This window comes from Streptomyces sp. NBC_01012 (assembly GCF_045162755.1).
GTDB lineage: Bacteria > Actinomycetota > Actinomycetes > Streptomycetales > Streptomycetaceae > Streptomyces.
Window position 1 is genome coordinate 3,957,993 of the sequence record NZ_CP108688.1, and the last position, 12,558, is coordinate 3,970,550.

At 70.8% G+C, this 12,558-nt stretch carries 13 protein-coding genes; 6 read left to right on the forward strand and 7 right to left on the reverse strand.

Going from position 1 to position 12,558, the window contains the following annotated elements; all coding sequences use genetic code 11:
- The first annotated feature begins 3 nt into the window (after nucleotides 1-3).
- Nucleotides 4-1,023 (forward strand): M56 family metallopeptidase, encoded by a 1,020-nt coding sequence (locus tag OG623_RS17885; protein ID WP_406147647.1) that lies wholly within the window; start codon nucleotides 4-6, stop codon nucleotides 1,021-1,023.
- 28 nt (nucleotides 1,024-1,051) lie between these two features.
- On the opposite strand, the gene OG623_RS17890 is transcribed toward OG623_RS17885, so the two are convergent.
- The 3 genes from OG623_RS17890 to OG623_RS17900 all read right to left on the reverse strand — a co-directional run bounded on the left by OG623_RS17890 (nucleotide 1,052) and on the right by OG623_RS17900 (nucleotide 4,394).
- Nucleotides 1,052-2,305, reverse strand: a complete 1,254-nt coding sequence (locus tag OG623_RS17890; protein ID WP_406147649.1) for a cation:proton antiporter — start codon at nucleotides 2,303-2,305, stop codon at nucleotides 1,052-1,054.
- Between the two features lie 2 nt (nucleotides 2,306-2,307).
- A complete protein-coding gene (locus OG623_RS17895; RefSeq protein ID WP_406147650.1) occupies nucleotides 2,308-2,778 on the reverse strand; it encodes a cation:proton antiporter regulatory subunit in 471 nt (156 codons plus the stop codon).
- A 92-nt stretch (nucleotides 2,779-2,870) separates the two neighbouring features.
- Complete coding sequence (locus OG623_RS17900) at nucleotides 2,871-4,394, reverse strand: FAD-dependent monooxygenase (RefSeq protein WP_406147652.1); 1,524 nt, start codon at nucleotides 4,392-4,394, stop codon at nucleotides 2,871-2,873.
- A 99-nt stretch (nucleotides 4,395-4,493) separates the two neighbouring features.
- Here OG623_RS17900 and OG623_RS17905 point away from each other — a divergent pair, with 99 nt between their 5' ends.
- On the forward strand, nucleotides 4,494-5,144 hold the full coding sequence (locus tag OG623_RS17905; protein WP_406147653.1) for a TetR/AcrR family transcriptional regulator: 651 nt from the start codon (nucleotides 4,494-4,496) through the stop codon (nucleotides 5,142-5,144).
- A gap of 89 nt (nucleotides 5,145-5,233) precedes the next feature.
- On the opposite strand, the gene OG623_RS17910 is transcribed toward OG623_RS17905, so the two are convergent.
- The 3 genes from OG623_RS17910 to OG623_RS17920 form a co-directional block, all read right to left on the reverse strand.
- Complete coding sequence (locus OG623_RS17910) at nucleotides 5,234-6,688, reverse strand: flotillin family protein (protein WP_406147654.1); 1,455 nt, start codon at nucleotides 6,686-6,688, stop codon at nucleotides 5,234-5,236.
- A gap of 93 nt (nucleotides 6,689-6,781) precedes the next feature.
- Entirely contained in the window at nucleotides 6,782-7,303 is a 522-nt protein-coding gene (locus OG623_RS17915) for an NfeD family protein (RefSeq protein ID WP_406147655.1), read from the reverse strand.
- A 105-nt stretch (nucleotides 7,304-7,408) separates the two neighbouring features.
- Nucleotides 7,409-7,954, reverse strand: a complete 546-nt coding sequence (locus OG623_RS17920; protein ID WP_406147656.1) for a peroxiredoxin — start codon at nucleotides 7,952-7,954, stop codon at nucleotides 7,409-7,411.
- A 161-nt stretch (nucleotides 7,955-8,115) separates the two neighbouring features.
- Here OG623_RS17920 and OG623_RS17925 point away from each other — a divergent pair, with 161 nt between their 5' ends.
- Both OG623_RS17925 and OG623_RS17930 read left to right on the forward strand, forming a co-directional pair.
- Nucleotides 8,116-8,859 (forward strand): alpha/beta fold hydrolase, encoded by a 744-nt coding sequence (locus tag OG623_RS17925; protein ID WP_406147658.1) that lies wholly within the window; start codon nucleotides 8,116-8,118, stop codon nucleotides 8,857-8,859.
- A gap of 100 nt (nucleotides 8,860-8,959) precedes the next feature.
- Complete coding sequence (locus OG623_RS17930) at nucleotides 8,960-10,654, forward strand: SpoIIE family protein phosphatase (RefSeq protein WP_406147659.1); 1,695 nt, start codon at nucleotides 8,960-8,962, stop codon at nucleotides 10,652-10,654.
- A gap of 74 nt (nucleotides 10,655-10,728) precedes the next feature.
- Here OG623_RS17930 and OG623_RS17935 read toward each other — a convergent pair whose 3' ends face one another.
- The gene (locus OG623_RS17935) at nucleotides 10,729-11,313 is read right to left on the reverse strand and encodes a hypothetical protein (protein WP_406147661.1); all 585 of its coding nucleotides are present in this window, start codon (nucleotides 11,311-11,313) and stop codon (nucleotides 10,729-10,731) included.
- Nucleotides 11,314-11,688: 375 nt separating this feature from the next.
- Between OG623_RS17935 and OG623_RS17940 the strand changes: the two genes are divergently transcribed.
- Together OG623_RS17940 and OG623_RS17945 are read left to right on the forward strand one after the other, a co-directional pair.
- A complete protein-coding gene (locus OG623_RS17940; RefSeq protein WP_406147663.1) occupies nucleotides 11,689-12,033 on the forward strand; it encodes a MerR family transcriptional regulator in 345 nt (114 codons plus the stop codon).
- Nucleotides 12,034-12,338: 305 nt separating this feature from the next.
- Entirely contained in the window at nucleotides 12,339-12,542 is a 204-nt protein-coding gene (locus tag OG623_RS17945; RefSeq protein ID WP_014155340.1) for a cold-shock protein, read from the forward strand.
- Nucleotides 12,543-12,558 lie beyond the last annotated feature (16 nt).

Genomic DNA, 12,558 nt, shown 5'->3' on the forward strand with positions numbered 1-12,558 from the left:
ACGATGGGCGTCTTCGTCTACCTGCCACTCGTTCTGCCGCTGACCGCCCTCCCCATGGCGCGCCTCGCCGAACAGCACCTGCATCCCAGGAGCGCCACCCGGCTGCTGTCCGTCGCGAGTTCGACGCTGGCGCTGTGCAGCACCCTGTGCCTGGTCCTGCTCATGGTGGCGGGCACCGCCCAGCTGCCCGGCAATCCGCTGCCCGACAGCTGGTCAGGACCCGAGGTGAGCGCCGCGGTGCCGTACGAGGAGAAGGCCGGCCTGATCGCGATCGGCGTCCTGGCGGCGGTGCTGACGGCCTGCTGCGGCACTCTGCTCCGGCACGCCCGGACCCGCATCCGCGCCACCCGCGCCCTGCCGGAGGCCGCCGCCCTGCCGGAGGCCGCCACCTTGTTGGATCGCACCGGCCACGGCGGCGCGGGCCACGGCGGCGCGGGCCACGGCGGCACCGGCGACCTCGTGGTGGTCGCGTCCACCGGCCCGTACGCCTACGCCCTCCCTGGCAGGCGCGGGCGCGGCGGCCGGGTCGTGGTCTCCACCGCGATGATGGACTGCCTGGACGCCCGTGAGCGCCGGGCGCTCGTCGCGCATGAACGCGCGCACCTGACCGGCCGCCACCACCGCCATCTGCTGGTGACACAACTGGCGGCCCGCGCCAACCCGTTACTCCTGCCGCTGCGTACGGCAGTGGCGTACAGCACCGAGCGCTGGGCGGACGAGGAAGCGGCGTACGCCATCGGCAGCCGCCGGGCCGTCGCCACGGCGGTCGGCAAGGCGGCCCTCTTCTCGCACCGTCCGCCGGGGTCCAGGGTGCTCCCCGCCTTCGCGGCGGCGGGCCCCGTGCCGCGCCGGGTGGCGGCGCTGCTCGACCCCGAACCATCGGCCGGACTCTGGCCCCCGGCCTCCGCGCATCTGGCCGTGGCGGCGGTGACCGCGACGGTGGGGACGGCGGCCTCGGCGCTGTCGTCGCTCAACGCGACGGTGACGCTCGTCGGCATCCTCCACGCGGCCACCCCGCTCTGACCTACGACGGCGGGAACCCGCCGCGCCCTCAGTCGGAGTCGCGGCCCGCGGGCTCCGGCGTGAGGTCGTCGTGCGACGGCATCGGCTCGGGCTCGGCGGTGGCCACGGCCGGCTTGGTCTGCTTACCGGCCAGCACGCCCTGGAGCTTCGACGCGATCGGCTCCGTCCACCGGGCGGTGAGCGGTCCGACGATCACCAGGATCAGTACGTACGCGGTCGCGATGGGCCCGATGCGCGGCTCGGTCGCCACGGCCAGACCGGCGATGACGATCGAGAACTCGCCGCGCGCGACCAGCGTTCCTCCGGCGCGCCAACGGCCGCGCGGCCCGACCCCGGCCCGCCTGGACGCGTACCAGCCGGTGCCGATCTTCGTGAAGACCGTGACGATCGCCAGCAGCGCCGCCGGGAGCAGCACGGGCGGGATCTCAGCCGGGTTGGTGGACAACCCGAAGAACACGAAGAAGACGGCGGCGAACAGGTCCCGCAGCGGTGTCAGCAGCTTGCGCGCGCCCTCGGCGACCTCACCGGACAGGGCGATACCCACGAGGAAGGCGCCGACGGCGGCGGAGACCTGGAGCTGCTGGGCCACTCCGGCCACCAGGACGGTGAGCCCGAGGACGACGAGCAGCAGCATCTCGGGGTTGTCGGACGACACCGCGCGGCTGATGACCCTGCCGTGGCGCAGGGCGAGATAGAGCACGAACCCGACGGTGCCGAGCGCGACCAGCAGGGCGATGCTGCCGCCGGCCAGGCCGACGCCGGCCAGCATGGCGGTGAGCAGCGGCAGATAGACGGCCATGGCGAGGTCCTCGATCACGAGGACACCGAGGATGACGGGCGTCTCGCGGTTACCGAGTCTGCCCATGTCGGTCATCACCTTGGCGATCACGCCCGATGACGAGATCCAGGTGACGCCGGCCAGTGCGACGGCCCCCACGGGGCCCCATCCGAGCAACAGGCCGGCGATGGCACCGGGCGTCGCGTTGAGTGCGAAGTCGACGGCCCCGGACGGATATTGCGTCTTGAGACTGGTGACAAGCTCCGAGGCGCTGTATTCCAGGCCGAGAAGGAGCAGAAGCAGGATGACGCCGATCTCGGCGCCGATGGCGGTGAACTCCTCACTTGCGCCGAGCGGCAGCAGCCCGCCTTCCCCGAAGGCCAGTCCGGCCAGCAGATACAGGGGAATGGGCGAGAGCCCTATCCGCCCGGCAAAACGTCCGATGATGCCGAGCCCCAGAATGACGGAGCCGAGCTCCACCAGCAGTGCGGTCGTGTCGTGCACGGTCAGCCCTCCGCGATGATCTCGGAGAGCGTGTCCACGCCCTCACGCGTTCCTACAACAACGAGCGTGTCTCCGATGGCCAGCCGGAAGTCCGGCCCCGGGGACGGATGCGCACTGTGGGTGCGCAGAACGGCCACGATCGACGCGCCGGTACGGGTCCGCGCCTTCGTGTCCCCGAGCAGCCGGCCGCCGTACGGCGAGCGGGTCCCGAGCGGAATGTGCTCGGTGACGAGGTCGATCCCCTCGGTCCGTACGGCGTCGATCGGCGCGGCATCGATGAGGTGCGCGAGGCCGGTGGCCTCGGTGGTCGTCAGGGGTACGGAGAGGCGGCACGAATCTGGGTCGTCCTTCTCGTAGAACCCGAGGAACCGTCGCCCGTCGTGATGCACGACCACGGAGATGTGCTGCCCCGACTCGGTGGTGTAGTCGTACTGGACGCCGACTCCTGGCAGTGACGTGCGGTGGGTTCCCATGGCTTCCTCCCGAGGAGCGCGGCGATAAGGTGGTGCTTTTGATCATTTCTTTAGTCGCCCATTACCTTAACGGGCCCCGTCAATGGCCCCGGTCACGCACCGGCCGCCCTCCGGCTCAGCGGGGCGTCCGTCGCCAGGCCTCCGTCGACGGCGGCGAGCAGGGCGTCGCTCCGGCCCGTGAAACTGTCCGCGGCCCAGAGGACATGGCCGTCCGGACGGATGAGCAGGACAGCGGCGTCCGGACCGTCGGTGCAGGTGGCGCGGACGAGATCGACCCGGGGCGGCAGCGGGAGCTCGGCCGGGACGCTTCCGGTCAGGTCGAGCAGGACGGCATGCCCCGAGGCGAAGAGCGCCGACAGCCGGGTGGGACCGGCTTCGGTGACCAGATCGGTGTCCGGCACGCGCTGCCCGGTGAGCGGGTGGTCGCCCGGCAGTTCGTACCGCAGGGAGAGGCCGGACATGAGCCCCGCGAGGTGGCGGTTGGTGTCGGGCAGCCGCAGCAGATCGGTGACGATGTCACGCAGGGCGGCCACGTCCTGGTCCGGATTCGGATAGGCCAGCACGCGCTGGGCCGACGTGTGGTGCAGGACCTGCGCTCCGACCGGATGCCGCTCCGCGTGGTAGCTGTCCAGGAGGCCGCTCGGGGCCCGGCCCCGGACGGCCGCGGCCAGCTTCCAGCCGAGGTTGAACGCGTCCTGTATGCCGATGTTGAGGCCCTGGCCGCCCAGCGGTGGGTGGATGTGGGCGGCGTCGCCCGCGAACAGGACGCGGCCCACGCGGTACTGCTCGAGCTGCCGGGTGGCGTCGCTGAACCGGGAGGAATTGTCCACGGAGCCGAGCGTGGTCTCCTCGCCGTACACCGCGCGCACCGCTTTCGAGATCTCCTCGGGGGTGACGGGGGCGTCCCGGTCGGTGTCCTTCAGGCCCATCTCCCCGAAGGTGATGCGGTAACGGTCGCCGCCGAGCGGCACCAGCATGGACCAGTAGCCCCCGGCCTGACGCGTCAGCGTGCTCATGTGCCCGATCTGCTCAGGTACCAGCGACGACACGGTGGACAGCCTGATGTCGGCCAGCACCGCCTGCTGGGTCCCGGACCTGCCGGGGAACGGCAGGCCGAGCAGCTTCCGCACCGTGCTGTGGCCGCCGTCGCACGCCACCAGATAGCGGGCCCGCACCCGCAGGGCGCCCGCCGTGACCACCACACCGTCGTCCTGCGGCTCGACTGCGGTGACGGCGGAGCCGCGCAGCACCCGCGCACCGGCGGCGATCGCCCGCTCCTCGATGACCTCCTCGATCTCCCACTGGGGGATCGAGATCGGGAAGGGATGCCCGGTCCGCCACGGGGTGCAGTCCAGGGGCACGGGCAGGGCCCCGAAGTGCCCGCCCACCCGGTCACGCGCGATGGCACGGCGCGACAGCGGCTCGAGGAGCCCGCGCGACTCCAGCAGCTCGGCGGTGCGGGGCTGGATCGTGCCGCCCTTCACCTGCTGGATGCGCTGGTCCAGCTTCTCCAGGACCAGGGTCTCGGCCCCGGCCAGGGACAGCTCGTACGCCAGCATCAGCCCGGCCGGGCCGGCGCCCACGATGACGATCTCGGTCGACTTCTCCGTCAGCACAGTCGTTCTCCCTCGCTCGATCTCTCCCGGGGTTAAATGTATACCAGGTGCAAAAAGTTCCCGAGGGGAAAAAGTTCCTGAGGTGAGTCAAGTGCTACGATGTACTCCGTGGACGTCAAGCCAGGACTGCGTGAGCGCAAGAAGCAGCGGACCCGCGCGGCGATCTCCGACGCGGCGATCGAGCTGTTCCTCGAACACGGCTTCAACCAGGTCTCGGTGGCGCAGGTGGCCGAGGCCGCCGAGGTTTCGAAGCGCACGCTCTTCGCCTACTTCCCGACCAAGGAAGACCTCGTGGTGCACCGCCTCGCGGACCACGAGACGGAATCCGGGCGCGTGGTGCGGGACCGCCCGCCCGGCACCGATCCGCTGGCCGCGCTCCGTGAGCACTTCGTCGAGGGGCTGCGGGAAAGGGACCCGATCACCGGGCTCAACGACCGGCCCGATGTGCTGCGGCTCACCCGGATGATCATGGACGCGCCGGCGCTCAGGTCCCGTATGGAGAAGTTCATCACCAGCGCGGAAGGCGCACTGGCCATGGCGCTGCGGGAGACGGCGGACGCCCCCGAGCTGATGGCGCGGCTGGCCTCCGTCCAGATCGTCGCCGTCCAGTGGGTGCTCGCCCAGGACAACGCCACCCGCCTGGCACACGGAGAGTCGGCCGACGTGCGCTACGAGGCCGCGCTGGCCGACGCGGAAAGCGCGTTCGCGCTCCTGGAGAACGGCTTGCGGCAGCTGCCCCCGCAGCGGTGACCGTCACCGCCCCCCGGGGCTGGACGCACAAGGGCCCGGCGTTGACGCGCTGAGGCGTCGCGGCCGGGCCCGGGTGGGGACGGGGCTTGTCAGTCCTTGATCTCGATCTGCTCGCCGTTCGGCGAGGGCGATGCGGACTCCGGGGCGCCGGCGGGCGCCGGTACGTCGGCCGTGGCCGTCCTGCCCTTGAGGTTCTGGAGCAGCGCGCCCAGGTCGACACCCGTGGTCGAGCTGAGGAGTTCCATGCCCTGGGCCACGTTGTCCGTGACCGTGCGGGACAGCTGGCTGGCGCCGTCCGTGGAGATGACCGTCATCTTGTCGATGGCGCTCATCGGCTCGGCGGCCTTGGCGACGACGCTCGGGAGCACCTCGACCAGCATCTGCAGCACGGCCGCGTCGCCGTACTGGGCGAAGGCGTCGGCCTTCTTCTGCATGGCCTCGGCCTCGGCGGAGCCCTTCGCGGCGATGGCCGCGGCCTCGGACTCACCCTCGATGCGTACGGCGTCGGCGAGGGCCGAGCGGTGGAGCTTCTCACCCTGACCGGTGAGGCGGGAGCGCTCCGCGTCGGCCTCGGCCTCCTTGACCTGGGCGATGCGGCGGGCCTCGGCCTCCTGCTCCGCCTGGTAGCGGGCGGCGTCTGCGGGCTTACGGACCTTGGTGTCGAGCTCACGGTCCGTCAGGGCCGCCTGTCGCTGGGCCACCTTCTCCTGCTCGCTGAGCACTTCCTGCTGGCGCGCCGCCTCGGCGAGCGGTCCCGCGGCGTTGGCCTTGGCCGCCGCCGCCTCGGTCTCGGCCTTGATCTCGGCCTGCTTGAGGTAGTACGTCCGCTCGGCGATGGCGATCTCCTCGGCCGCCTTCAGCCGTGCCTGCTCCGATGCGCGCCGGGCGATGGCCTCGGCGATGTCGGCCTCCTGCTTGGCGCGGGCGGCCTCGGGGCGACCGAGGTCCTCCAGGTAGGAACCCTCGGTGGTGATGTCCTGGATCTGGAAGGCGTCCAGGATGAGGCCCTGGCCGGAGAGGCTGGCCTCGGCCTCCTCGGCGACCTGCCCGGCGAACGCGGCGCGGTCGCGGATGACGTCCTCGACGGACATACGGCCGACGATGGCGCGGAGGGCTCCGGAGAGCACTTCCTGGGTGAAGCCGACGATGCCGTCCTGCTGCTGGAGGAAACGCTGGGCCGCCGCGCGGATCGCGTCCTCGCTGCCGCCGACCTTGACGATCGCGACGCCTTCGAGATTCGACTTCACACCGCGCAGGGTGACTGCGCCGCGCACGGCGACCGGGATGTGCCGGCTGGAGAGGTCGAGCGTGAACTTCTGCTGGACGAAGGGCACGACGAAGACGCCGCCGCCGACGACGACCTTCTGACCGCTGTTGTCGATGCTGGTGCGTCCGGTCACCGGATCGGTAGACTTCTTGCCGCGGCGCCCCGTGATGATGAAGGCCTGGCTGGGCCCTGCCACCTTGTACCGGGTGATCACGGCCAGGGCCAGAAGTACAAGAAGTACGACAATTCCGATGATGGCGATCGCTACTGGACTCATGAGAGGTGTCCCCCTTGCCCTCCCGACGGGACGGCAGTGTGTTCGGCTGTGCGGGTTTCGGACAGACAGGCTTGAGGCTGGGCGGGACTGTGGTCAGCGCTCGACGGGGCGGACCGTGACCGATGTGGTCGAGAGCGTGGCTTCCACCCAGACCTCGGCGCCGCGTTCGACGGGTGCCGCGCTCTTCGCGGAGAACTTCACGGTCTGGCCTGCGAGTCGCAGCAGGACCTCGCCGTAACCGTCGGCCGGGATCGGTGTGACCACCGAGCCCGAGGTGCCGACGAGATCGTCACCGCGCGGTGTGGCCGCGGTCTGATCCCGCATCAGCGCCTTGCTGAACTTCCACGTCAGCCAGGCCGCGACGATACCCGCCACCGCGCCGGCCGCCAGGGCCAGGGGGGTGCCGGCGCCGGTGGCGCCGAGGACGATCGCTCCGCCGAAGCCGAGCATGGACAGGAAGCCCGCGATGACCGGCAGGGAGAGCAGGCCGTCGAAGAAGCCGTTCAACAGCCCGCCCAGCGCGTCGCCGAGGAGCCCTTCGAGGATTCCGTCGAAGATCAGGGAAATGGCGAGAAGCACTATTCCCGCAATGCCGAGACCTAGAAAAACGGTCACGTGACCACTCCCCGTTGTTCGCTGTTCCCCCGAAAAGCTTCCGTCGAACTGGCTGAATGGTCCCATACAGGACGTCGTTGTGGTACTGCCGGAGTCCGGCAGTTTTTACGAGGTTTTGATGCCGGAAAGCTGCTCGGCGAGTGTGTCGAGCGACTGGAAGGTGGCTCCGAGCAGGGCGACGTGCTTCCACCGCAGCACGCCGTCGGGCCCGATCAGGAAGACGGAGCGGCGTACGCCGATACCGGGTGCGGTGACTCCGTAGGCCCGCGCGGTCGCGCGCTCCGTGTCGGCCAGCAGAGGCATGCGCAGACCGTGGTCACGGGCGAAGGACTCATGGCTGTCCACACCCTGTGGACTGATTCCCCAGACCTCGGCGTCGAGGCCGTCGAAGGTTTCGAGGCCCGAGGAGTAGGAGCAGAGCTGCTTGGTGCAGACGGCCGTGTTGTCGCCCGGGTAGAAGGCGAGGACGACGGCCCGGCCGCGCGCGGCGGAGAGCGTCCAGTCGCGCCGGGCGAAGGCGCTGTCGGAACCGGTGCCGGAACCGGCGTCGGAGCCGGTGTCGGACGCGCTGCCGGGCGCGGTGCCGGAAAGTACGCCGCCGGGAAGGGTGAAGTCCGGTGCGGGCAGGCCGATTCGGGGTCCTGACGCCATGTCGGGGGCTCCTTGGATCGCGTAGGGAAACGGTGTGCAGGGACCCCAGTGAACGGCACTTTCCACTCATCGACACATTCGGCCCATCCGAATGCTGCCCGGCACCGAATATGGGGTGAGTCGCGGGCACCGGCCCGCACCCCCCGGATCCGGAGGTACGTGTGGCCCGAAGACCGCCGTCGGCAGCGGTGCTCGTCCTCCACGGCGGCTACGAGACGGGCATGGAGGCACCCGCACCCGGTGTCCTGAATCTGCCGGGCCTCCGGATGCTGCCGGTCGCCCGCGTGGTGGCCCGCGCGGTGCGCGGTGACTCCGGTGTGCGCGTGCAGCGCGTCCGCTACACGCACCGTGGCTGGAACGGCCCCCGTGAGGACCCGCTGCACGACGCCCTGCGGATGCTGGACGCCCTGCGGCGCGAGGCGGGCGACATCCCCGTGGTCCTTCTCGGCCACTCCATGGGAGCCCGTGCCGCCCTGCACGCCGCCGGACACCCGCTGGTCCGCTCCGTGGTGGGCCTCGCCCCGTGGTGCCCGCCCGGCGACCCGGTGACGCAGCTCGCGGGCCGCGACGTCGTCCTGCTGCACAGCACGCGGGACCGGGTGACGAGCCCCCTGGCCTCCCAGTCGCTCACGGCCAGGGCACGCCGCGCGGGCGCCAGGACCTGCCTGGTGACGATCCCGGGCAGCGACCACGCGATGATCCGCCGGGCCCCTGCCTGGCACCACCTGGCCGGCCTGCTGGTCACCGGACTGCTGGGGCTGACCCCTGTGCCCCAGCGGGTCGAGGCGGCGTTCGGGCTACCTCGGGGTGCAGCGGCCTCCGAAGGGACCCTGTCGCTCGACGGGATCGACGCCGGCGGGCCGGGCCCGTTGAGATGCGGGGCGAGGCGCGTCGGCGGACGATGAAAAGCCGTGCACCGGTGCGTGGTCCGGAAGAAGCGCCCCGGGCGGCCGGTGAGGCCCGGCTGCGGCGCACCCGCAGGCACGACCCTCCCAGGAGGCTCCGTTGCAGGCCGAAGAGCCCGCCGATCCGGCGCCCGTCGATGTGATCGGCCCGGCTGCGTTGATCGGCAGCAGCCCGGCCGGGGTGGCGGTGTTCGACACGGATCTGCGCTACGTGTATGTGAACCCGGCACTCGAACGGCTCAACGGGCTGCCGGCCTCCGCGCATCTGGGCAAGCACATCGGCGAGGTGCTGCCCGACATGGACGTCCCGGCGGACCTCATGCGCCAGGTGCTGGACGACGGCAGCCCCCGCGAGATGACCGTCAGCGGGCAGACCTGGGTGGACTCCGCCCTCACCCGGCGCTACTGGCGGGTGGCCCTCCACAGGTTCGAGGAGAACGGGCGGGTGCGCGGGCTGATCGGGATCGCCCAGGAGGTCACCGCCACCCGGAACCAGCGTGCGGAGCTGCGACGGGCCAGGAGCTATCTGACCCTCCTGGACAAGGCGACCGAAAGTATCGGTACGACGCTGGACGTGGAGGCCACCTGCCAGGAGCTCGCGGAGTTCGTGGTGCCCGACATGGCCGATGTCGCCATCGTCGAGCTGTTTCCCGAGGACACCGGACGTGTCAGGCGCGAACTGCCGACCGGCGAGCTGCGGCTGCGCAGGGCCGGCGTGGCGACGATCCCGGAACTCGCCGAGCCGCTCTCCCGGTTCGGTGGCAGGGGCACGGACATCGACTACCAGGAGGACGCGGCCGTGCCCCGCTGCCTGGTCACAGGACAAGCCGTGATCGAGAACCTCTACGGCGACGAGCAGCTCGACCGCGCGGCGCCGGTACGCGGCCGGGTCGCCGCCTACCGTGCCTTCGGTCTGCACTCGGCCGTCATCGTGCCGCTCACCGCACACGGGCGGCCCCTGGGCGCGCTCAGCCTGGTGCGGACCGGCGAATCGCCGCCCTTCTCGGAAGGGCTTGACGTGGTCGTCGCCCGTACGCTCGCCGGCATCACCGCCGTCGACGTCGACCACGCCTACCGCTACACACGCGAGCACCGTGTCGCCAGGGAGCTCCAGCGCTCCCTGCTCTCCGAGCCCCGGGGGCCGGACCCGGGCATCGAGATCGCGTCCCTCTACCTGCCCGCCGGCGCGGGGGCGCTGGTGGGCGGGGACTGGTTCGATGCCATCCCGCTGACGGGGGGACGGCACCTCAAGGTGATGGGCGATGTGATGGGTCACGGGGTGGAGGCCGCCGTCGCCATGAGCAACTACCGCTCGATGCTGCGCATCATCGCCGAGGACGACCAGCCGCCGCACCGCATGCTCGAACGGCTGGACAAGGCCGTGGAACAGTCCGGCCTCGACCGGGCGGCGACCTGCCTGATCGCGGTCGTCGACCGGCGGGAGGGGGTCTGCGAGGCGGCCTCCGCAGGACATCCGCCGCCGGTGTTCCTCGACCCGGGGGCACCCGGGGGCCAGGTGGCGCGCATTCCCGTGGGACCGCCCCTGGGCACGGGCCTCGGCGGATACCGGACGGCGGTGCTGCCGTGCGGGCCCGGAACGGTGCTGTTCATGTACACCGACGGTCTGGTGGAGCGCAGGGGTGAGGACATCGACCTGTCGATCGAGCGCCTCACCCAGCTCAAGCTCCCGGTGAGCGGACGGCTGGAGGACCTGCTGGCCGAGGTCGTGGACCGCTACGCGGACACCGCCGAGGACGACATCGCGGTGCTCGTCTCACGGAGCCGGGGTTTCTGACCCGGTTCAGGGCCCCGGCCCAGGGCCCCGGTTCCGGTTTCGGCCCCGGCCCCGGCCCCGACCCCGGCCCTGGCTCAGGCGAAGAGGAAGGCAGCCGCAGTCGCCGCACCCAAGGCCGCGCCCGCCGCCGTCTGGGCCACCGAGTGGTAGCGCAGTGCCACCCGGGACCAGCACACCGCGAGGGCCGCCGCGCCCGCGCACAGCCACCACAGGGAGTGCGTGACGCTGAGAAGGGCCACCACGGCCGAAGCGACCGCCGAGTCGACGGAGATCTTCCAGAGCGTGTTGACCGCCAGGAGCACCGTCGTCATCACCCACAGCGAGATCATCGCGATCAGGATGCCGACGGGTGCGTGCCCCAGGACCATGATCAGCACGCCGGCGCCGATCGAGCCCAGGATCACCAGGAAGATGGGGCCCCGCTGGGTACGGTCCACGACATGGCGGTCGCCCCAGGTACCGCGTCCGCGCTCCCACTCGATGTAGCCGGCGGGGACGATCCCGGCGCACAGGGCGCCGAGAAGACCCCAGGGAAGCCCGGTCCAGTCACCGGCGGAGGCCAGCCCGACGGCGAGCATGCCGGCGAGCAGCACATTGCGGGGCTGGAGGACGTCCGTGACCGTGCGGGCCACCGTGGTGGTCGTGTCCGTGCCGCTCATGCTCGGTGTGCTCCGGGTCGCGCGGGGCGCTGACCGGGCGGCCGCGCGTCAATGTAGCCCTTCACGACGGGGGATGCGTGAAGGGCTACGCGAGCAGTATGACCGCTCGCAGGTCAGCCGACAACTGACCTGCCGGTCAGTGAGTTTGGGGTGGCCAAGCCACTACGGAGCGCTCCGGCCGGCCGTCTCGACGCCCTCCGCGGATCCGCTCCGGGCCGCCCGGCGGCCGCCTCCCGCTCGGTGGCCGCGCGCGGGCGACGCCGGGGACGGAGGAAACCTGTTCCGGCCACAATAGACATGACCTACCCGTACACCTAGGGTTTCTTGTGCGGCCAGGCCATATGAGTGGCCCGGAGCACAGCATAAGAGGTGCAGATGCCCCCGGAATCCCCGTCGCACGCCACGGACCGTCTCGACGACGACGACTACCCCGCGTACACCATGGGGCGGGCCGCCGAGATGATCGGTGCGACGCCAGGCTTCCTCCGGGCCATCGGCGAGGCCCGCCTGATCACGCCCCTGCGCTCGGAGGGCGGCCACCGCCGCTACTCCCGTTATCAGCTCCGTATCGCGGCCCGCGCCCGTGAGCTGGTGGACGGCGGCACACCGATCGAGGCCGCCTGCCGGATCGTCATCCTGGAGGATCAGCTCGAGGACGCCCTGCGTCTCAACGAGGAACTGCGGCGGTCCACGGCCGGCCGGAGCGGTGCCGATTCCTGACCGGCACGCGTGTGCATATCTGTTTCGGTCGGCACAGAAATACGAGAATGAGCAGTGCGGGTATATGCCGTGCGTGAGCGAGTGGCGGCGGAGTGATATGGCGTACAGCTCACTTGTGCTCGAATCGTGCTACTGTTGATCTCAGTTGCAGTTGTGGTTCCCAAAACTTCAAGTGCACTCATCGGGTTTCACTCCGGTGGGCGCGCTTTTGTATTTCCGGTTCCTTCCGGACGGGGCAATCATTTGCGGCGACGTAGGGCTCGCACAGTGTGGGCCCACGGGCAACGCCCCGAAGGAGATATGACATGGCTACTGGCACCGTGAAGTGGTTCAACTCGGAAAAGGGTTTCGGCTTCATCGAGCAGGAGGGTGGCGGCGCTGACGTCTTCGCCCACTACTCGAACATCGCCGCCCAGGGCTTCCGTGAGCTGCAGGAGGGCCAGAAGGTGAACTTCGACGTCACGCAGGGCCAGAAGGGCCCGCAGGCGGAGAACATCACCCCCGCCTGATTCGCTCAGGCGTACG